Source organism: Terriglobales bacterium (genome assembly GCA_035691485.1).
Lineage (GTDB): Bacteria > Acidobacteriota > Terriglobia > Terriglobales > Acidobacteriaceae > JAIQGF01.
In genome coordinates, this window is the sequence record DASSIZ010000003.1 from 19,386 (window position 1) to 39,305 (window position 19,920).

Consider the following 19,920-nt stretch of genomic DNA (forward strand, 5'->3'; position numbering starts at 1 on the left):
AAAGCCGGACCGCGGGCCGGCGAACGCCAACCGATGCGCGAGCCCAAGCCGCCGAATCCGAAGCAGAAGCAAGCGAAACCGGGGCTGGAGTCCAGGATGCGGCCACGGCCACGCTACCAGGCGCCGCGTTACAAGGCAGCCGGGAAGCTGCAGGGCAAGGTGGCCATCATTACCGGGGGCGATTCCGGAATTGGACGCGCCGTGGCGGTTTTGTACGCGCGCGAAGGCGCCGACGTGGCCATCATCTATCTGGAAGAAGAACAGAGCGATGCCGAGGAGACCCGCCGCGCCATCGAGGAAGAAGGAGGTCGCGCGCTGCTGATTGCCGGCAACGTTTCCGACGCGGAGTTCTGCCGCGAGGCGGTCGAGCAGGTGGTGGGAGAGTTCGGGCACCTGGACATCCTGGTGAACAATGCTGCCTTCCAGAGCCACAAGGCTGACGTGGAAGAGATCAGCGAGGAGCAATGGGACCGGACATTTCGCACCAACATTTACGGGTACTTCCACATGGTGAAGGCGGCGCTACCGTACCTGCAGCCGGGAAGCGCGATCGTGAACACCGGCTCCATCACCGGCCTGCGCGGCAACAAGAACCTGCTGGACTACTCTTCGACCAAGGGCGCCATCCACGCTTTCACCAAGTCGCTGGCACAAAACCTGGTGGAGCGCAAGATTCGCGTGAATTGTGTTGCGCCAGGACCGGTATGGACGCCGCTGATCGTCTCCGACTTCGAGCCGGAGAAGTCGTCAAAGCAGGGTTCGGACACGCCCATGGAGCGGGCCGCACAGCCGGAAGAGGTGGCGCCGGCGTACGTATTTTTCGCGGCGGAGAGCGATTCCAGCTACATCACGGGGGAGGTGTTGACGCTGCTGGGCGGAGAAACGACGGCGGCGTGAAAGAAAGGCTTCCAAGTTTCAGGTGGCAGCGCCCGCCGAGGGTCTACACCACATCTCCGCCGGTGATGGCGCGCTTGGCTTCGTCGAGCTTGCGGCGCAGAAACTCGGTGTGATCGGCTTCGAAGTTGGCCAGCTCGGCGTAGGTCGAGCGCAGGTTGCGGTCGCTGGCGCGTTCGACGAGTTGAGAGTAGAAGCGCATGGCCGTCTCTTCGGCCTCGAGAGCGACCTGCAGGGCGGCTTTGCGGGGAGCGATGCTGGCGTTGCCGCGGCTGACGGCGAACAGTTCGCCGCTTTCCAGCTTCGGCACCTCCAGCATCTCGCAAATGTCCTCTTCGGTGACAACGCAGGCCTGGGTGCCGTAGCGGTCGAAATAGCGCTCCTGCAGCATGGTGCCGTGACCACGCTCCTCGTTCGACATGTCCCAGAAGACCTGCGCAATCTCCAACGAATCGGGATCCTTGAACTCGGCGAACAATTCGGCGAACTGCTGGTAGAGTTCGGCATTCCGCTCTTCGATGAAGATGGCGACATGCAGGGCCTCTTGCGGCGTGAGCGAGGTAAATTCGCGTTTCATCGAGCTTGCTCCCGGGTCCAAAAATCAGTCTACAACGCGTACGACTGCGGCCGAGCGGCGAAATCCGCGCCGGTTCCCAAAATGGAACTCAGGCAGTCCTGGCATTCTCGGCAGCTGGCGCCCCTGGGCGTCCCCGCATCTGCCTGACCACGGTGCGGTCTTTGACGCGGCAAACCGTCATGGTCTGCGAACAGACTTTGCAGAGCCAGTAGCGTTCAACCTTGGTTTCAGTCGCTTGGTCCCAGACGAGATCGGCAGGCACGGAATGAGGGCCTGCCAAGAGGGTAAAAATTCGGCCTTCGCCCAGATAGCGGAACTGGGCGCAGCAAGAGGGGTTGGCGCACTTGGAAAGCATCGCCGCCTCCTTCCCAGCCGGATCAGGCGGTGCGTTCCTGGCGTTCACTTTCGATGCGCGCAATCAACGCGCGCAGCCAGGCGATGGCCGCCGCTTCCAGCTTCGCCTGATTATCGCGCGATTCCATGGCAGCAACGGTTTCTCCGGCCGGGGTGAGCGGAATATGGTGGCAGGGGACATTCTCGTTTCGGTAAGCGTCCGGAACGAAATCGATCAGCATGCACTCGGAACAGGGATGGGGGCGGCTGTGCTCGCCGAAGTTCAAGCAGGTGATGGAATCCTGAAAAATGGAGGTGGGTGTCTGGGGGGCATGAACGGAACGGCCATAACCACCCTGCTCAAGGAAACTGAGTTCGAATTTCAGGACTTCCAGGATGTCGCGCTGGTCGGGCATGGAGCACCTCGGCAACTGCGGCGATTGTCGCGCGCTGGGCACAGCCGGGCTGTGACATAGGACACCGGCAGCTGTGACAAATGGCCATTTTGACCCAGGTCAAGGTGATGGGGGTCACATCCGGGAGTGACTCTCAGCGGGCGCGCCCGCGCCCAAGGAGGCGCCCCCCTTGGACACCAGGCGGTGCTCGATGGCGAACAGCGCCAGTTCCAGGCGGGTGGAGACACCGAGCTTGCTGAAGATGCTGGTGAGGTGGTGTTTGACGGTGTCCTCGCGAACGTTGAATTTCAGCGCGATCTCGCGGTTGCTGGAGCCCTCGACGATGGCCGCCACCATCTGCATCTCGCGCCGGGTCAAGCCGTAGCGCTCGGCCGGTTGTTCCGGCGCCGCCTTGTCGAGAACGAGTTCCTTGAGGTCGGGCACGCTTTCGCGACCGACCCAGAAGCTGCCAGCCATCACGGCGGCGATGCTCTTGAGCAAAACCTGGGTGGCAGATTCCTTCAGCACCACGCCGCGCGCTCCCAGTTGCAGGGCTTCAGCGATTTGCGGGCGTTCTACCGAGGCGGTGAGCAAGATGGTGCGCACCGGGCTTTTGCCGATGCAAAGCTCGCGCAGGGCCTCCATGCCGGGAACGCGGGGCATGGCGAGATCGAGCAGCAGGAGGTCGGGCTTGAGCTGGGCAACAAGGGCGACTGCTTCGGCGCCGTCGGCGGCTTCTCCGACAACTTGGAAGCCGGGTTCGGCTTCCAGCAGGCGGCGCAGCCCGTCGCGGAAAATCGGGTGGTCGTCGGCAATCAAGATGCGGGTGGGAACGTTAGACATAGGTGGCCTGTGCCTTCTGCGGGAACGTAACCTCCAGCCGTGTTCCCTTTCCGGGGAGCGATTCTATCTCCAATTGTCCACCCAGAACGCGGACTCGCTCCTTGATTATTTCCGGACCTTCCCGGCATGCGTCCAGTTCGGACAAGAATTTCTTGCCCGCAAACGCGAAGCCGCGGCCGTCATCTTCGACGCCCAGGGTCCAGTTGGAGTCGCGCATTCCGAAGCGAACGAGCACGCGTTGCGCGCCGCTGTGTTTGCGCACATTGGCAAGCGCTTCCTGGGTGATGCGAACCAGTTCGCGGCAAACGCGGGGGGAGAGGGCGACGTCTTCAAGGCTGGAAACGAACTCGGCGCTGATGCCGGTGTCACGGCGGAAACGCTCCACTACGTCAGCCATGTGATCCAGCAACTGCGAGGGACTGAACTCCACCGGCTTCATTTGCTGCATGAGGGTGCGGAGGTCGAACACCTGGTCGCGAAGCATTTCCTGAACCCGTTCGAGGCGTGCCTCGAGGCTGGAGTCCTGGGAGCGCGAGGCGCCGCGGCGGAGGACGTCCACTTCCATCTCCACCGCGATCAGCGCCTGGATGGCGCCGTCGTGGAGTTCGCGGGCGACACGCGCCCGTTCAATGGCGCCGGCGCGAGAGCGCAAACGGCGCAGCAGGTACACGGTGTAGATGGCCGGTCCCATTTGACGGAATAACTTTTGCGCGAAGCGAAGTTCCTGCAGTTTGTCACCGCCGGTGCGGGCGTCGTAGAGCAGCAGGCAACCGCTCCATTCCTCACCCATAAGCAGGGTCACGGCGAGAACGGAGGCAGCGGAGCCAACTTCAGGCAAAGCGACCGGCGACCAGGAAGCATCGATGCGAGAGCGCCTGCCATCCCCGCCAAGTCCCCACAGACCGGTTTTATCCCATAACAGGGCCGAGGCCGGCAGCGGGACCTTGTATCTGGCCCGGTCCTCGGGGCCGACCTCAGAACTGAAGATGCTGTACTCGCCATTGGCGCGAGATTGTGATTGCCAGAGGAACACGCGCCCAGAGTTGGCTTGCTGGAGGACGGCCAAGGCGCGTGGGGCGAGAAACAGGCGCATGGTTTCGCCGAGAACGCCTTGCATGGTGCCGCGCAAACCGGAATCAACGCGGGCCTTACCGATCATGCGGGTGATAAAGGCATTCTCGGCGCGGAGCTCTTTTTCAGTTTCCGCCAGGTAGCCGAGCAGGACGCCCAGGATCAGCAGGTAAGAGAGCCGAATCACGAGACGGTTGATTTCGTACTGGCCTTCGAGCCAGGTTCCGATATGACTTCCATAGGTCAGCAGCACGGCCTCCACCAGGATGAACAGGCTGATGATCGACGAAGTCAGCATGGTTTCGATGAAGCCCCAGCGGAAGGCGGCGGCGGTCAACACAAAAACGAAGAAAAGGAAAAAAGGACTATTGGGGCCCTCGGTAAACAGGGTGAAAACCGCGGGGAAGAGCATGTCGACGGCATGCATCCAGACGAAGGAGGGCGTCAATTCCTGGAAACGGCGAAGCACGGCCCAAACCCCGGCGCTGTAAACGATGTAGGCGAACAGCAGCACATAGGCAAGGCGGGAGTAACGGGTGGGCTCGGTGGGATCAAGATAAATGGCGACCATGGCCGCAAAGGCAAGAAACACGCGGGCAGTCGCCAGCACGCGCTCGATGCGGCGGTGTTCCTCGCGGTCGATCGGCGCGCCGAGACGCCTGAGGAATCTTGGAGTTTTGCCCAGCGACAGCATGGAATATGTGGTGTAACTGTAGCCGCGAAGAGGGCGGCCAGCAAGTCTCTATCTCGATGTGCGCCATGGGCGTGCATGCTGTGACGCAACTCACAGCAGTTCCCGGCATTCAGGGGTATCTTAAACATGGACAGCTCCCGATGTGGAGTGGCGGCCGCAGTGGGCCCGAAGGAGGAGCAGCCATGCGGAGAAAACTGCTCGTGCCAATGTTGTTGCTGGCGTTGGTTTCGGTCGCGTCGGCGGCACCAGAACAGAAAAATAGCGGCGAGGTTCCGAAGTACGACACGGCCCGGGAGGTCACCATCAAGGGAACGGTGGACGAGGTCAAGGAAGTCCCCAATCCCAAGGGGCAAATTGGCATTTACCTGATGGTGAAATCGGGCGGCGTAATCACTGAAGTTCGGCTCTGCCCGAACAGCTTCCTGAAGGAATTTGCCGTGGTCTTCAACAAAGGCGACGAGGTGAAGGTTACCGGTTCCAAGGTCCGGGTGGACGACAAGGAAGTAGTGCTCGCGCGTGAGATCGAGGCCGGCAACAACAAGATGACCTTGCGTGATAAGGAAGGCGTGCCGGTCTGGACCTGGTTGACCAAAGGCTAGTACGCTGGGTACCGGCAACTCACTTTTGTCGCATACTCGGATAAAGGCGCCCTGCTCAGCTCCATGCTGCTGTATTCTTCTCACCTCAAAGAATGTTCATCCTGCTACGGACCCTATAGTTAGCAACTAGTAACGGCTCGTTCGGCTCTAATCGGAAGCGGAACATTGCCATGGGCGAGGACGAATGCGCTCCCTCGAAACGGAAGCTCTGATATCGGCCGTGACCAACGACTACTCACTCCTGAGTGACTACGACCTTCATCTCTTCAATGAGGGAGCGCACAACCGCCTGTACGAGAAAATGGGCGCGCACCGGGGGGAATGGAACGGCAAGCGGGGAGTCTATTTCGCCGTCTGGGCGCCTGACGCCGAGGAGGTCAACGTCTTTGGCGACTTCAACGGCTGGAACAAGTACACGCACCACCTGCGCCCGCGCGGCCACTCGGGAATCTGGGAGGGTTTCATTCCCGGGTTGAACGAGGGTACGCATTACAAGTACTACGTGGTTTCGCGATACCACGGGTACCGGGTGGACAAGGCGGATCCGTTTGCGGTTTTCAACGAAGTGCCGCCGCGCACCGCGTCCATCGTGCGCGAGCTGAACTACGAATGGCGCGACCAGGACTGGATGCAAACCCGCCACATGCATAACTCGCTGCAGGCGCCGATGTCGATCTACGAGATGCACATCGGTTCCTGGATGCGGGTGCCGGAAGAGAACAGCCGCTCGCTTACCTACCGCGAACTGGCGCCCAAACTGGCCGATTACGTCACCAAAGCCGGGTTCACGCACGTCGAGTTCATGCCGGTCATGGAGCACCCGTTCGGAGGATCCTGGGGATACCAGACAACCGGCTTCTTCGCTCCCACCAGCCGCTATGGCACGCCGCAGGATTTCATGTACCTGGTGGACTACCTGCACCAGAAGGGAATCGGGGTGATTCTGGACTGGGTGCCCTCGCACTTCCCAGCGGACGAGCACGGCCTGGCGTATTTCGACGGCACGCATTTGTACGAACATGCCGATACGCGCCAGGGTTTTCACCCCGACTGGAAGAGTTACATCTTCAACTACGGGCGCAACGAAGTGCGCAGTTTCCTGCTCTCCAGCGCAATCTTCTGGCTCGACCGCTACCACGCCGACGGCCTGCGGGTGGACGCGGTGGCTTCCATGCTGTACCTCGACTACTCGCGCCAGCAAGGGGAGTGGATTCCCAATCGCTACGGCGGGCGAGAGAACCTGGATGCGATCAGTTTCCTGCAGCGTCTGAATCACGACGTCTACCAGAACTTTCCCTCGGTGCAGACCATCGCGGAGGAGTCGACGGCGTGGCCGATGGTCTCCAAGCCCACTTACCTGGGCGGGCTGGGCTTCGGGCTGAAGTGGGACATGGGCTGGATGCACGACACGCTGGTGTACATGAGCAAAGACCCGGTGCATCGCCGCTACCACCATCATTTGCTGACCTTCCGCGGCTTGTACGCCTTCACCGAGAATTTTGTCCTGCCCCTGTCGCATGACGAGGTGGTGCACGGCAAGGGATCGCTGCTTGACAAAATGCCGGGCGATGAATGGCAGAAGCGGGCGAACCTGCGGGTCCTGCTTGGCTACATGTGGGCGCAATCCGGCAAGAAGCTGCTGTTCATGGGGGGAGAGTTCGGGCAGTGGCGGGAATGGAACCACGATACCAGCCTGGAGTGGCACCTGCTGCAATTTGCCGATCACCAAGGATTGCTGCGATGGGTGCAAGACCTGAACCGTGTGTACCGCAACGAGGCCGCCTTGCATGCTCTCGACATTGACCCGCGGGGGTTCGAGTGGATTGACGCCAACGACGGCGACAACAGCGTTCTGACCTTTATGCGCAAGACCGAAGATCCGAACGACGCCATCGTTGTGGCGCTGAACTTCACCCCCGTGCCGCGCGACAATTACCGCGTCGGGGTGCCGCAGTGCGGGTACTGGCGTGAACTGCTCAACAGCGATGCCACCATTTATGGCGGGTCTGGCATGGGCAACGGAGGTGGGCGGCAGTCGGACCCCATCCCCTGGCACAACAAGTCCTGCTCCATTTCTCTGACCATTCCGCCGCTGGGAGCGCTCTACCTGAAACGTTAACCTCCCGAAAGCTTACAAACCTTTTACATGCTCCACGCCGACTCTTTACCCCGGCGTTGCTCCCGGTGTGTTCCGATGCGGTGTAGAGAATGCCGTCCTCGTCATGTGAGGACCGGCTATGGAGACAACCATGAGAAAGCAATTCGTTGTCATTCTGGTGCTGATGGCGTTCGCCTCGGCGCTCCTGATCGCGCAGATCCATTCCACTTCGCCCTCACCGCCATCTGCGGCGGAGCGGGCGCAACGTCATCTCCAGTTCTTGACCACCGCGCTGTCGCTCACTGCCGCCCAGCAGCAGCAGGCGACGGCCATCATGAACAGTGCCGCGACTGCGGAAGATGCCGCCCATGCCAACATGAAGGCCGCACACGAAACGCTGCATGCGGCCATAAAGACGAATGATCCGGGTGCCATCGACCAGGCTGCCGCCGTCATCGGCAACCTCACTGCACAAACCACCGCCATTCACGCCAAGGCGATGGCTGCCTTCTACCAGATACTCACGCCCGAGCAGCAAACCAAACTCGACCAGTTGCACCAGCAAGGCCCGCACGGCATAGGGCCGATGAGCGTCCACGTAATGGGCCCGTTCCTGTGAACGATGATGGGCAGCCGCACGACGGCTGCGTCCGTGGATTGTTTGGCGGCGCCTGCGCCTTACATCGCGCAATGGTTGCGGCGGGCGCCTTCGCCCGCCGCCTGATCGCATCGCATTTGCCCACCTTTTACAACGTCTTTACACCGCGGCGTCTTGCGTCTGTCACACTCATAAGTGGTTGCGACCCTATAATTAACGTGGCTCTGCCATGAAGCCGCTCCTCACCCAACGCTGGTCCTCCTTGGCCGTGGTCACGGCTCTCGCCGTCGTTCTCATCATGCTGGGCGTAATGCAGTATCACTGGAGCCGCATCGTCAGCGACGCCGCCGGCGTGCGCATGCAGATGAACCTGCATGCCTCGCTGCTCGGTTGGCGGCAGGACTTCTATCGCGAACTCGGTTCCGCCTCCGATGCTCTTCAGGGAGGACACGGCGTTGCGCCCGAACGTTCTGCTTCCGCCATTGCCGAGCGGTATGCCATTTGGAGACGGACGGCGGCCCATCCCGAGCTGATTGCCGGCGTCTTCCTTGTCCAAGGACCGGCCAGTAACACCGGCCTATCGCGCCTGGATCCCGCCACGGGACAGTTCGTCGCTACCGGCTGGCCCCGCGGTTTCGAGCAGCTTCGTGATTGGCTGCAGCACGCGTCGGCCGGACCCTCCACCGCTGGGGCCCCCCGCAACATGACCTTTCACGTGGAAGCTGCGCCCGGCAGTGGTCGCCCCGGCCTCAACCATCGCTCGCTTCACCTCGGTCCCATGCCCTGGCTGGTGGCGCAGGATGTGCCGGCGCTGGTCAGCCCTCTCATGCACGCGCCCGAAATGCATCGCGAGGATCGCCCCGTCGAGTGGCTGATCGTGCTCCTGGATTCCGGCGTTCTTCGCGACTCCATCTTCCCGGAACTGGCAGAGCGTTACTTCGGCGGTCATTCCGCCCTCGGCTACCGCGTAGACATCGTCAGCGGCAGCGAACGCGTGTATTCCTCTGACCGGGCCGCGGTTGCCGATCCGACCGCCGGCGCCGACGCCGTGATCAATGTCTTCGGACCTCCTCTCGCTATGGCATCGACCGGCGGCAACACGTTTGCGCCTCCCATACCCATGCGCGGCGAAGGCGGCACGCACTTGGTTCATCTTGCCGGAGCGGCGCCATCGTTTCATTTCGAGCCGATCCGCTACAGCGCTCCGTCATCGGACTGGCGACTCGCGGTCCGCAACCGCAGTGGATCACTGGAAGCGGTGGCGACGGCGATTCGCCGCCGCAATCTGGCCATCAGTTTTGGAGTGCTGCTGGTGCTGGCCGCCACCGTCGGCATGATACTGGTCGCCAGCCAGCGCGCGCAGCGCTTAGCGAAACTGCAGATGGAATTTGTGGCGGCCGTGTCGCACGAATTGCGCACTCCGCTCACCGTGATTTCATCCGCGGCGGACAACATCGTCGACGGCGTCGTCTACGACAAGCAGCAAGTCAGGCGCTACGGCGCCGTCATCAAGAACCAGGCGCGGCAACTCATCCACATCGTCGAGCAGGTTCTTCTTTTCGCCGCCACCCGCGACAGCGCTCACCGCTACCACGTTCAATCTCTCGCGGTGGCCGACATCGTGGATGCCGCCCTGGAAAGCACCGCGGAATTGGTATCGGCTGCCGGCTTCAAAGTGGAGCGCGCCGTGGCGCCCGGCCTTCCGCCCGTGGCAGGCGATATGGTTGCGCTCACCCAGTGCCTGCAAAACTTGATTGTCAATGCCGTCAAGTACGGCGGCGAGCAGCGCTGGATCGGAGTTCAGGGGGACTTGGCTACGGCCGCCGGGCGCGATGAAGTCCGGATCAGCGTCGCCGATCGTGGTCCGGGAATTCCTACCTCCGAAGTCGAACAAATCTTCCAGCCCTTCTATCGCAGCGCGTCCGCTACCGCGGCGCAGATCCACGGCACCGGCCTTGGTTTGCCCTTGGCCAGGAGAATTGCCGAAGCCATGAATGGGAGCATTTCCGTGTCCAGCGAGCCGGGCAAGGGCAGCACGTTTGTCTTGCACCTGCCCGCCGCCGCTACTGGACAGGCGGAAATACTTCAACCTGCCTCAGCGGGAGAAAAAGTCTCGTGACGGTAGCTATGGACGAGCGCATTCTGCTGGTCGAAGACGAACAGGCGCTTTGCATGACGCTAACCGACCGCCTGCACAGCGAGGGTTACGAGACCGATTGCGCCCGCGACGGTGAACAGGGTTTCCGACGCGCCACCGAGGGCGCTTATGACCTCATCATCCTCGACGTTATGCTGCCCAAGCGCAGCGGCTTCGACGTTTGCCGCGACATCCGCGCCGCCGGCCTGATTACGCCTATCTTGATGCTGACCGCGCGCTCCCAGACGGTGGACAAGGTGGTGGGTCTGAAACTCGGCGCCGACGATTACCTCACCAAGCCATTCGAGATGATGGAACTCCTCGCTCGCGTCGAGGCCCTCCTCCGGCGCGCTCCCAGCAGGCCGGCCGAAAGTGGCGCCGTCTATGAGGTCGGACCGCTGCGCGTGGACGTGCGCGGGACCGAAGTCCGCCGCGAGGGCAAACCCGTCAATCTTTCCGCACGCGAGTTCCAGTTGTTGCGCTACTTCCTGGAGCATCGCGGCGCCACTCTCTCGCGCGACGAGATCCTTCGCGAGGTCTGGGGCTACAACACCGAGACCTTTACTCGCACCGTCGATGTTCACGTCGCCAGCTTGCGGCAGAAACTCGGCGACGATCCCCGCCAGCCCAGCTTCATCGTCACCGTGCCCGGCCTCGGCTACAAGTTTCTCGCCTGAACCAGACCCTACCGATACAGCTGCGCGCGAGGCGCTGGAGCCATGTGTCATCAGCGCTGCGGCAGTACCACCAGCACCGACTGCTGCTTTCCGACAACGCGCAACTCCTCGGCGGCTTGGCGAAGCTGCGCATCGGTGGCGCCGGCAACCTGGATGACGATCGAGTTCTCGCACTGCTTGTGCCAGCAGCCGCGCGCCGGCAGGATGGTGAAACCATCGAAATGCCGGTTGAGAATTGCCTCGATTGCGGTGCGGTCGAAGTCGGCGACGTAAATGGCGGCAGGTTGACACCGGGTGATTGCAACCGGGCGGTTGGGGATAGCGCAGGCATTGGCAGGCAGGACCGGGGGGCGCTGCGCACCGGCTTGCAAAGAGAATACGAGAGCGCCCGCAAGGATTGCGTTTTTCATGGCGGCATTGTAGCCGCGTGTCCGGGCGCCTGATAAACAACAAAAGGCACGACTCTTGCCGTGCCTTTGAAGCGTGGGGGCTCCGGGCGCTACTCGCTCATTACCTGCCATCCACCTTTGTCGTTCTTGACCAGGGTGACGGCCGTTTTCTTCGCGTCGGCGTGATAGAAGCTGGCGCCGTACTTTTCAATCAGCGACTGTGTCTCCCAGATGTTGAATCCCTTGATCATCTGGCCATTGGCGTCAAAGACGTCGCCGATGGGCGTGGGATTCCATTTCCAGGTGTACTCGACGCGCGCCATGCTGGGGCTGTTCATCGTGACTTTGGTGACTTCGACCAGCTGGCGGCGCGCCAGCGGCACCTGCATTGCCAATGTTCCATCTTTTTCCTCGCTCTTTTGGAATTCAGGGAAGGCGGGCAATTCCTTCTCTCCCTTGGGAGTGAGGGCGATGTTATAGGTCTCGAACTTTCCCTTCACCGGCGCGAGTTTCACGTAACCGGCTTTTTCGAGCAGCTTGTAATGCGGATCGCGCGGCTTCTCGTTGATGCTCGATTTCACGGTGCCGGTGTGGAAGCGCAGAACGGCGGGGCCTTGCGCCTTGAGGATGGAGGTGACGACGGCAGTCGCCTCCGGCTGGGTCAGAACTTTCTTGGCCTGGACAACCCAGTATCCGACCGTGCCGACGATGACGCCCGCCAGCGCGATGATGAGCAACAGCGGAACCACCGACGACGATTTCTGCTCCAGTTCCAATTCCTGTTCAAACATGGGTGCCTCCCTCGCGGCCGCACGGGCGTCCGCACCGCAACACCGCCGACGCTATGGGCCGCAGCCGGCCAGCGATCCGGGAACTCTACAGTATCAGCCTGTGGAAAACCGAACGCCGTGATAGTAGTCACAAGCTCATGTGAGGGACGGCCACGCGAACCTGGCCGTCGCGTGCTGGGTGGGGTGAAGACGTGCCTAAGTTCGCAACCTGCTGCGGCGGTGCAGTGCATATAATCGAGGCCAGCCATTCCATCACTTTGTTGATCGCCTCATGTCCACACTCGCGTCGCGCCCAGTGATCGAGAGCACGGTCGCACCACCGCGCGCGGCCCGCGTCGTGCTCAGCCATCCCGGGATAGGACCCTTCGTGCAGCACGCGGCGCGGGCGCTGCAAGAGGCCGGCTTGCTGTCGGCTTATGTCACCACCTTTCACTACGACAAGCGGAGCGCTCTCGGACGCCTGCTCCGGACCGCCATGGTTGCTGTAACGCGCAATGCCGAGCAGCAGCTTTCGCGTCGAGCAATCACCGAGGTCCCCCGCGAAGTCATCCAGTCGCACCCGCTGCCGGAAATGATCCGCATGGCGGCGGTCAAGGGCACCAATCCGATCACGACAGACCGCGTGTGGGACGTGACGGAGAAATGGTTCGACCGCATCGTGGCGCGTCATCACCTGGATGGCAGCGACGCAGTTTATGGGTATGAATATGCCGCGCTGGCGACATTCCAGGCGCAGAAGGCGCGGGGCGGGCTCTGCCTATATGACATGCCGATCTGTCACCATGCGACTACCCGCCGCTGGGTGGGGGCGGAGTACGAAAAATTTCCGGAGCTAGTCACGCCCTACGAGCGCCATCGTTGGAAACTTGCGGCAGAACGCAACCGGCGGAAGGATGCTGAATTGGCGCTCGCTGACCGGGTGGTCGCCGCTTCCAAGTTCGTGCGGGACTCGCTGGTCGCTGCCGGAGTGGCGCCGGAGCGAATCTGGCAGCTTCCATCGGGTGCGCCGCCGGTTGACACCTCAGGCCGCAAGGCTGAATCCGGCAAGTTCGTGTTCATCATGGCGGGCCACCTTTCCGTTCGCAAAGGTACGCATTACCTGCTGGATGCCTGGCGCAAGCTGGCGCCAGCGTCCAACATCGAGCTGTGGTTGTTGGGCAACTGGCAACTACCGGAGAAGATGAAGCAGGCGCTTCCGGCAAACGTCACGTATAGCCCAACGATTCCACGCCCAGAGCTGTATGCGCGTTTCGATCGCGCCCACGTTTTTGTTTTTCCGACCCTGGCCGAGGGCTTGGCGCTGACGCCGCTGCAGGCCATGTCACGCGGCCTGCCGGTCATTACAACCCCGAATAGCGGCTGTGAGACGTTCGTACGAGACGGGGAGAACGGCTGGCTCGTTCCGCCCGGCAATGTCGATGCGCTGGCGTCGGCAATGCAGTCCGCGATCGAGCGCGGGGTGCAAGTCGAGGAGATGGGCCGCGAGGCAGCGGCCACGGTCGGGCGCTGGCAGTGGAGCGACTACCGTGCTGAACTCGGGCGGGCGGTCAGTGAGTTTATCCAACAGCGCTGCACAACGACGGCGCAATGACGCGCGCGGCATGACAAGACTGGAATGACCGGGCCAACCACATCAACGAATCCGAGGATGGCGTGCGCGTCTGCCTGATCGGAGCTACTCATCCCTGTCATAACCCGCGCCTGGTGCGCGAGGCCGACGCGCTGGCCGAGCGCGGCCACCAGGTGCGCGTGGTTGCCGTGCAGGCGGTGCCTGAACTCGTGGCTGACGACGAGAAACTGGTTGCGAGCCGGCACTGGCGCTTGCAGGTGGCAAGCATTCTGCGGTCGCCGTGGCCGAATCGGTTGCGCGCCATACCGAACCGCCTGCGTCGCGGTGCCGCGGCCAAAGAGTTTCAACGCAGCGGCAAGTGCGATGCCGCTGAGCACGCGCTCTGCGAAGCGGCGCCACAGTTATTGCGGCTCGCCCTGGCCGAGCCGGCGGACTGGTTCATTGCCCATACCCAGACCGTCCTGGGTGTAGCGGCGAAGGCGGCGCGGCACTATGGCTCACATCTCGGGTTTGATTGCGAAGACCTGCTCGGCGAGCGTGGGCAAGCTGCGCCGGAAATGGCGCAGGCCGTTGAGCGCGCGTATTTGCCCGCGTGCGACTACATCACGGTGACTTCAAGGGCGATGCAGGCCCGGCTCCAGCAGCAATACTCCATCGCGCCGCCCACTGTGCTCTATAACGTCTTTCCGCTGGCTTTGGCCGCGAAACTGCTGCCTCCGCAACAGCGTCCCCACAGTCCGGCGCTGCGCCTGCATTGGATCGGCCAGACCGCCGGTCCCGGCAAAGGACTGGAAGAAGCGGTGGAAGCTGCGTCGCTGGCGGAAGGGGGAGTCGAGATTTACCTGCGCGGCAACCCCGCCGCCGGATTCGGGGTGAAACTATCGAGCTTGGCGCAGGAGCGGGGTGTCCCGATCAAGTTTTTGCCGCACGTTCATCATGACGATGTGCTGACGACGATGGGCGAGTTCGACATTGGCCTGGGGCTGGAGCGCACCTCCGATTCCAATTACTCCCTGACTGTCACCAACAAGGTCTTCAGCTACATGCTTGCCGGGCTTGCAATTGCCTTAACCGACACGCCGGGTCAACGCGAAGTTTTCGAGCAGGCCCCGACCGCGGCTTTCATTTATCCGTGCGGCCGTCCCGAACTGCTGGCGGCCCGCCTGCGCCAGTGGCGCGACGACCGGCTTGCCCTGCGAGCAGCGCAATGCGCGTCATGGCAAGCTGCGCGCGCGCGGTTTAGCTGGGAGCGGGAGAAGCCGCGGTATCTGCAGCTTCTGGAGACACCGATGGCGCGAGAGGCGCACAGCTGAACGAAAGCTTTCGAAACCTCGCAAACCTGGGAAAGGCTGAGCTTGGGCTCGAATCCGAATACTCACAGGAATCTTTCCAGCTTCTGTTTACGTTGTCTCGACAGTTGTCTAGAATGACTCAACCTGTTCCGGAAACCGACCCGTTTTGCAACGAGGTAGCATAATGTCGCTGCTCCCTGCCTGGAATCGCCGCGTTGGGATTGTTGTAGTCATCGCCGGGATGTTGCCGGCATGCGCACAAGAGCCGCAGCAGCCCTCGGCGCCGTCTCAAAGCCAGCAGGCGCAACCGTCAAACAACGGCAACGCCAATCCATCGACCGCCGACCGGTCGCCGGCGCACATGCAGATCTCGTCTCCGGCTTCGGCGACTCCAGCGGAAATGCTGATCGGTCCCGGTGATGAAGGAGACTTGTCAGCGTACGGCGTGCCGGAGTTGAACACGCACTTCCGCGTGGAAGGCAGCGGAGATGTTTACCTGCCGCTGATCGGAAAGTTTCACATCGCGGGGTTGACCTCTGACGCGGCGCAAGCCGAACTCAACAAGATGTACGAAGCGGGCGGCTATTTGCGGAACGCTCATGTGAATGTCTACATCAAGGAGTACACGACGCAGGGCATCTCGGTACTGGGGGAGGTGAATCATCCCGGCATTTATTCGGCGCTGAATGCGCGGCGGCTGTTTGACGTGTTCCTGATCGCGGGCGGGCTCACGCCGCGAGCCGGCAGGACCGCCACCATCGCCCACTCCAAGGAACCGGACAAGCCGATCGTGGTTCCTATCAGGAATAATGAGGGGACGGGCGAGGCCAACATCGAAATTCAACCCGGCGACACGATCACGGTTTCAGCGGCGGGCGTAGTGTACGTCATCGGTGAGGTGAATCGCCCGGGCGCCTTTGTTCTCGACAGCACGCAGAGTCCGAGCTTGTTGCAAATCATGGCGGCGGCCGCCGGTCCGACCCACCTGGCGCAACTCAGTCACACTCGTTTGATCCGGCAGACGCCCAAGGGCCTGGAGAGCAAGGACGTGGATCTGAAGAAAATCATGCAGGCCAAGGCGGGTGACGTTACGGTCGAGGCCAACGACATCGTGTTCGTGCCGGGCAGCCGCGGCAAGTCCGCCATGGAACGCGGCTCAGGTTCGGTCTTGAGCATGCTCACCAACCTCGCCTTGTACCGGTTCTAAGGAGCCACTATTCGGCGACATCCCCGTTTCCGCGCCCGATCCGCATGAGAACCGTCCTGGTCGTCGGGCCCGACTTTGTGCCCAGCAGCACTCCTCCAGCGCTGCGCCTGCGTTTCCTGGTGCGTCACCTGCGAGAATTCGGGTGGAACCCGGTGGTGGTGTCGGTCGATCCGAGCCGCTACGAACAAGTCACGGACCCGGAAAACGAGAAGCTCCTGCTTAGCGACCTGGAAGTAATTCGCACGCCTGCGGCTTCTCCGGCCTGGACGCGGAAGTTCGGCATCGGCGACTTGGGACTGCGTTCCTTGCGCCAACAGTGGAAGGCGATTCGCAGCATCTGCGCGCGCCGAAAGATCGACCTGCTGTTCTTTTCCGTCCCGCCCTACCCGACCATGGTGCTTGGCCGCTTCGCTTTCCAGCGCTACCGGATCCCGTACGTCGTGGACTACCAGGATCCGTGGGTGACCGACTATTACGCCGGCAGGCCGAAGCACGAGCGTCCGCCCAAGTGGAAGCTGTTCAATGCCATTGCCAAGCGGATGGAACCATTCACGCTGCGGCGGGCCGCACACCTCACAGGCGTTTCTCAAGGCACCACCGATTTCGTCGCGCGACGCTATCCATGGTTGAACGGGGTAGGAACAACCGAAATTCCGCTGGGCGTGGAACCCGGAGACATTGATTATGTCCGTCGTCATCCGCGATCCAACCAGGTATTCAGCAGCGACGACGGCATGGTTCATCTTTCCTACGCCGGCGTGTACATTCCGGGCATGAATGGGGCATTGCGCGCCCTGTTCGACGCGGTTCGACTCGGAATGACGGAAGACCCGCAGTTGTTCGGCCGGTTGCGCCTGCATTTTGTCGGCACGAGTTACGCATCGAAACCAGCCGGGCAGGTGATGGCGGCCGCCGGGGAAGCCGGAGTTGCCGGGTTGGTCTCGGAACGCGCCGCGCGCGTGCCTTACCTTGATGCGCTCCAGATCCTGCTCGAATCTGACGCTGTCATGTTGCTGGGGTCGGACGCGCCGCACTACACCGCCTCCAAGCTTTTTCCTTACATTCTTTCGCAAAAGCCGCTCCTGGCAATCTTTCATCGGGAGAGCAGCGTGGTGCGGATTGCGGCCGAGACCCGCGCCGGGACAGTGATCCCGTTTGACAACGTGAATGATCCGCCCGCGCACAGGGTCGCCGAGATTCGCTCGTGGCTGACCGCACTTCTCCGGGCGCCGGCCGAGTTGCAGCCGAAAACGGATTGGAAAGCGTTCGAACAATACACGGCGCGCGCCATGTCGCAGCGTTTGGCGGCGGTGTTCGATCGCACTGTAGCTGCAGAAGGAGCGCTCAGCGCGCGGGCCCGCTAGCGATTACATGTCGATGCCGCCGATCAAAATCGTGCATGTGGTCCCGTCGTTCTATCCGGCGCACAGTTACGGCGGTCCCATCCAATCCGTGTATGCGTTGACGAACGCCTTGGCGCGCCAGGGTTGCGAAGTTCGGGTACTCACCACCAATGCCAACGGACTCGGCGCGGTCCTGCCGGTAGATACCGCACGCGAACATCGGCTTGGCGACGGCATATCCGTACGCTATTGCCCGCGCCGCGTGCGCCACTCCGTCTCCCCGGAATTGCTGCGCGTGCTGCCGGATTATGTCCGCTGGGCCGACGTAGTTCATCTCACCGCCGTATACAATTTCACGACTTTCCCAACCCTTGCCATGGCGCGCCGGCACCGCAAGCCAGTGGTGTGGTCGCCGCGGGGAGCGCTCCAGCGTTGGACCGGCTCGCGACGGCCGAACGTTAAAGCGATTTGGGAGTTGGTCGCGCGAGGCCTGGCCACTAACCACCTCGTTCTTCACGTCACCAGCGAGCAGGAAAGCATCGAGAGCCTGCGGAAATTTCCCGCCGCCCGCGCCGAGCTGATTCCTAACGGAATCGAGATCCCCGCGGCTGTCTCGCACGAGGAGAGCAAGGGTCCGTTGCGTTTGCTCTTCATCGGCCGCATCGACCCGAAGAAAGGAATTGAAAACCTGCTGGACGCCTGCGCGCGCCTCGATTTTCCCTCGGTGCTCACGATTGCCGGCAGCGGAGAAGAGGCTTACTTGCGTTCCATTGAGGCGCGGGTTCACCGCCTCGGCCTGGACGAGATGGCGACCATGACGGGCGAGGTGCGCGACGATGCCAAGGAGCGCGTCTATTGGCAGGCCGACATCTGCATGGTGCCGTCGTTCACGGAAAATTTTGCCCTCGTGGTTGCCGAAGCGCTGGCGCGCGCGGTGCCGGTCATTGCCAGTCGCGGTACCCCGTGGCAGGCGGTGGAACGAAAAGGCTGTGGCCGCTGGGTGGAGAACAGTCCGGAGAGCCTGGCTTCCGCCATCACGCAACTTCGCTCGATGCCTTTGCGCGAGATGGGCCGGCGCGGGCGTGAGTGGATGCAGCAAGATTTCTCCTGGGACACAATTGGCGCGCGCATGGTTGCTGTTTATCGGGAGTTGCTGGCGGAAAAAGGCGCGACTGCTGCCGCCACATAGAGGAGCGCGGGTGCGATTTCGAAACTCGACGATTGCGGCGCCGTCACGGCCTGTGGTACTAGTTAGCGAATTGTTCGTCGCGGGGGAGTTTTGCCTACCAGGAATCTGATTGCGACCGAATTGTCCGCCGCCAGCGATCGCACCGTGCCGCCCGCGGCTGTTTCCGTCGTGATCCTGGCCTGCGACGAGGAACGCAATTTGCCCGATTGCCTGGCCAGCCTGCAAGGACTCGCTTGCGAATTATTCGTCGTCGATTCCGGCAGCACCGATCGCACCCGCGAGATCGCCGCCGCCGCGGGCGCGGTGGTGGTGGAGCACCCATTCGAAAACTACTCCGCGCAGCGTAACTGGGCGCAGCACAACCTGCCGCTCCAGGCTGACTGGGTACTGCACCTGGATTCCGATGAGCGTCTTACCCCGGAGCTGGTCGTCGAGATCAACAGCACGCTGCGAACTCCTCCCGCCGGCGTTGACGGTTTTCTGTTTCGCAAGCGCACTGTCTTCATGGGCCGCTGGATCCGCCACGGGGGGCATTATCCGGCGTACCACCTGCGATTGTTTCGCAAGGACCGCGGCAGTTGTGAACAGCGCTTGTACGATCAGCATTTCGTTGTTCCGGGAAAAACCGTAGCGCTCCGCCACGACTACGTTGACGTCCTGACCTCCGACCTCGACCAGTGGACGCTGCGTCACCTCCGCTGGGCGGAATTGGAAGCCCGGGAAGCATTAGGAGGAGAACGCGCCCCCGACCGCGTGAGCCCAGACGCATTCGGCAATCCCATTCAGCGCCGCCGATGGCTGCGAGAAAGTTTTTATGGCCGCTGGCCGCTGTTTGTCCGCCCGTTTCTCTACTGGGTCTACCGCTATATCTTTCGCCTGGGATTTCTCGACGGCCGCCAGGGCCTGGTGTTTCATTTTCTCCAGGGCTGCTGGTTCCGCTTGATGATCGACGTGAAAATCTACGAACTCCGCAAACGCCGGTAGAACACGCAAGATTTCCACCGCCAGTTTCGTGCTATTCTCGCTCGCAGATCGCTTCACATCGCGCAGGAAAAAATCAATTTCATGATGCCTTCACGCGCCATTGACACTCCTGCGTCCCCGGACCGCGGAGACTTGGGTTCTGGAATCCCCGGGCACCACGAACATGTGCGCCGCAAGCGACGTCAACGGTCCCGATCTTTTTACAAGCGGTGGATCCGCCCCTACCAGCGTGAATTGAA

At 62.0% G+C, this 19,920-nt stretch carries 18 protein-coding genes; 12 read left to right on the plus strand and 6 right to left on the minus strand.

The features are described 5' to 3' along the window. Positions 1-33: 33 nt before the first annotated feature. A complete protein-coding gene (locus VFI82_00225; GenBank protein HET7183078.1) occupies positions 34-897 on the plus strand; it encodes an SDR family oxidoreductase in 864 nt (287 codons plus the stop codon). Between the two features lie 43 nt (positions 898-940). Here the strand turns inward: VFI82_00225 and VFI82_00230 are convergent, their stop codons facing one another. The 4 genes from VFI82_00230 to VFI82_00245 all read right to left on the minus strand — a co-directional run bounded on the left by VFI82_00230 (position 941) and on the right by VFI82_00245 (position 4,807). Beyond that, entirely contained in the window at positions 941-1,471 is a 531-nt protein-coding gene (locus tag VFI82_00230; protein HET7183079.1) for a ferritin family protein, read from the minus strand. Between the two features lie 377 nt (positions 1,472-1,848). Beyond that, positions 1,849-2,220, minus strand: a complete 372-nt coding sequence (locus VFI82_00235; GenBank protein HET7183080.1) for a hypothetical protein — start codon at positions 2,218-2,220, stop codon at positions 1,849-1,851. 114 nt (positions 2,221-2,334) lie between these two features. Beyond that, positions 2,335-3,042, minus strand: a complete 708-nt coding sequence (locus VFI82_00240) for a response regulator transcription factor (protein ID HET7183081.1) — start codon at positions 3,040-3,042, stop codon at positions 2,335-2,337. After that, positions 3,035-4,807 (minus strand): histidine kinase, encoded by a 1,773-nt coding sequence (locus VFI82_00245; protein ID HET7183082.1) that lies wholly within the window; start codon positions 4,805-4,807, stop codon positions 3,035-3,037. Before VFI82_00245 ends, VFI82_00240 begins: the two co-directional genes overlap by 8 nt. A 182-nt stretch (positions 4,808-4,989) precedes the next feature. Between VFI82_00245 and VFI82_00250 the strand changes: the two genes are divergently transcribed. The 5 genes from VFI82_00250 (at position 4,990) to VFI82_00270 (ending at position 10,916) form a co-directional block, all read left to right on the plus strand. Then, the gene (locus tag VFI82_00250) at positions 4,990-5,406 is read left to right on the plus strand and encodes a hypothetical protein (GenBank protein HET7183083.1); all 417 of its coding nucleotides are present in this window, start codon (positions 4,990-4,992) and stop codon (positions 5,404-5,406) included. Positions 5,407-5,590: 184 nt separating this feature from the next. After that, entirely contained in the window at positions 5,591-7,525 is a 1,935-nt protein-coding gene (gene glgB, locus VFI82_00255) for a 1,4-alpha-glucan branching protein GlgB (GenBank protein ID HET7183084.1), read from the plus strand. A gap of 130 nt (positions 7,526-7,655) precedes the next feature. After that, positions 7,656-8,123: a Spy/CpxP family protein refolding chaperone gene (locus VFI82_00260; GenBank protein HET7183085.1), complete on the plus strand. Its 468-nt coding sequence runs from the start codon at positions 7,656-7,658 to the stop codon at positions 8,121-8,123. A 208-nt stretch (positions 8,124-8,331) separates the two neighbouring features. Next, positions 8,332-10,221, plus strand: coding sequence for a HAMP domain-containing sensor histidine kinase (locus VFI82_00265; protein HET7183086.1), 1,890 nt, complete (start codon positions 8,332-8,334; stop codon positions 10,219-10,221). Beyond that, positions 10,218-10,916 carry a response regulator transcription factor gene (locus tag VFI82_00270; protein HET7183087.1) on the plus strand — a complete coding sequence of 233 codons (699 nt, stop codon included), beginning with the start codon at positions 10,218-10,220 and terminating at the stop codon, positions 10,914-10,916. The genes VFI82_00265 and VFI82_00270 overlap by 4 nt, the downstream gene beginning before the upstream one ends. 50 nt (positions 10,917-10,966) lie before the next feature. Here the strand turns inward: VFI82_00270 and VFI82_00275 are convergent, their stop codons facing one another. Continuing rightward, positions 10,967-11,326, minus strand: a complete 360-nt coding sequence (locus VFI82_00275) for a hypothetical protein (protein ID HET7183088.1) — start codon at positions 11,324-11,326, stop codon at positions 10,967-10,969. 89 nt (positions 11,327-11,415) lie between these two features. After that, complete coding sequence (locus VFI82_00280) at positions 11,416-12,096, minus strand: hypothetical protein (protein HET7183089.1); 681 nt, start codon at positions 12,094-12,096, stop codon at positions 11,416-11,418. A 271-nt stretch (positions 12,097-12,367) separates the two neighbouring features. Between VFI82_00280 and VFI82_00285 the strand changes: the two genes are divergently transcribed. The 6 genes from VFI82_00285 (at position 12,368) to VFI82_00310 (ending at position 19,681) form a co-directional block, all read left to right on the plus strand. Continuing rightward, positions 12,368-13,687, plus strand: coding sequence for a glycosyltransferase family 4 protein (locus VFI82_00285; GenBank protein HET7183090.1), 1,320 nt, complete (start codon positions 12,368-12,370; stop codon positions 13,685-13,687). A 62-nt stretch (positions 13,688-13,749) separates the two neighbouring features. Next, positions 13,750-14,979 (plus strand): glycosyltransferase, encoded by a 1,230-nt coding sequence (locus VFI82_00290; GenBank protein ID HET7183091.1) that lies wholly within the window; start codon positions 13,750-13,752, stop codon positions 14,977-14,979. 163 nt (positions 14,980-15,142) lie between these two features. Then, positions 15,143-16,165 (plus strand): polysaccharide biosynthesis/export family protein, encoded by a 1,023-nt coding sequence (locus VFI82_00295; protein HET7183092.1) that lies wholly within the window; start codon positions 15,143-15,145, stop codon positions 16,163-16,165. A gap of 44 nt (positions 16,166-16,209) precedes the next feature. Then, the gene (locus VFI82_00300; GenBank protein HET7183093.1) at positions 16,210-17,529 is read left to right on the plus strand and encodes a glycosyltransferase; all 1,320 of its coding nucleotides are present in this window, start codon (positions 16,210-16,212) and stop codon (positions 17,527-17,529) included. 13 nt (positions 17,530-17,542) lie between these two features. Beyond that, entirely contained in the window at positions 17,543-18,697 is a 1,155-nt protein-coding gene (locus VFI82_00305) for a glycosyltransferase (protein ID HET7183094.1), read from the plus strand. A gap of 90 nt (positions 18,698-18,787) precedes the next feature. Further along, entirely contained in the window at positions 18,788-19,681 is an 894-nt protein-coding gene (locus tag VFI82_00310; protein ID HET7183095.1) for a glycosyltransferase family 2 protein, read from the plus strand. Positions 19,682-19,920: the final 239 nt, after the last annotated feature.

What these genes read in the sequence shown, in the direction of transcription:
- VFI82_00230 (HET7183079.1), bottom strand. Translation starts at nt 1,471, where the DNA reads ATGAAACGCGAATTTACCTCGCTCACGCCGCAAGAGGCCCTGCATGTC.
- VFI82_00305 (HET7183094.1), top strand. Translation starts at nt 17,543, where the DNA reads ATGCCGCCGATCAAAATCGTGCATGTGGTCCCGTCGTTCTATCCGGCG.
- VFI82_00295 (HET7183092.1), top strand. Translation starts at nt 15,143, where the DNA reads ATGTCGCTGCTCCCTGCCTGGAATCGCCGCGTTGGGATTGTTGTAGTC.
- VFI82_00285 (HET7183090.1), top strand. Translation starts at nt 12,368, where the DNA reads ATGTCCACACTCGCGTCGCGCCCAGTGATCGAGAGCACGGTCGCACCA.
- VFI82_00265 (HET7183086.1), top strand. Translation starts at nt 8,332, where the DNA reads ATGAAGCCGCTCCTCACCCAACGCTGGTCCTCCTTGGCCGTGGTCACG.
- VFI82_00245 (HET7183082.1), bottom strand. Translation starts at nt 4,807, where the DNA reads ATGCTGTCGCTGGGCAAAACTCCAAGATTCCTCAGGCGTCTCGGCGCG.
- VFI82_00275 (HET7183088.1), bottom strand. Translation starts at nt 11,326, where the DNA reads ATGAAAAACGCAATCCTTGCGGGCGCTCTCGTATTCTCTTTGCAAGCC.
- VFI82_00240 (HET7183081.1), bottom strand. Translation starts at nt 3,042, where the DNA reads ATGTCTAACGTTCCCACCCGCATCTTGATTGCCGACGACCACCCGATT.
- VFI82_00225 (HET7183078.1), top strand. Translation starts at nt 34, where the DNA reads ATGCGCGAGCCCAAGCCGCCGAATCCGAAGCAGAAGCAAGCGAAACCG.
- VFI82_00280 (HET7183089.1), bottom strand. Translation starts at nt 12,096, where the DNA reads ATGTTTGAACAGGAATTGGAACTGGAGCAGAAATCGTCGTCGGTGGTT.
- VFI82_00300 (HET7183093.1), top strand. Translation starts at nt 16,210, where the DNA reads ATGAGAACCGTCCTGGTCGTCGGGCCCGACTTTGTGCCCAGCAGCACT.
- VFI82_00250 (HET7183083.1), top strand. Translation starts at nt 4,990, where the DNA reads ATGCGGAGAAAACTGCTCGTGCCAATGTTGTTGCTGGCGTTGGTTTCG.
- VFI82_00235 (HET7183080.1), bottom strand. Translation starts at nt 2,220, where the DNA reads ATGCCCGACCAGCGCGACATCCTGGAAGTCCTGAAATTCGAACTCAGT.
- VFI82_00260 (HET7183085.1), top strand. Translation starts at nt 7,656, where the DNA reads ATGAGAAAGCAATTCGTTGTCATTCTGGTGCTGATGGCGTTCGCCTCG.
- glgB (HET7183084.1), top strand. Translation starts at nt 5,591, where the DNA reads ATGCGCTCCCTCGAAACGGAAGCTCTGATATCGGCCGTGACCAACGAC.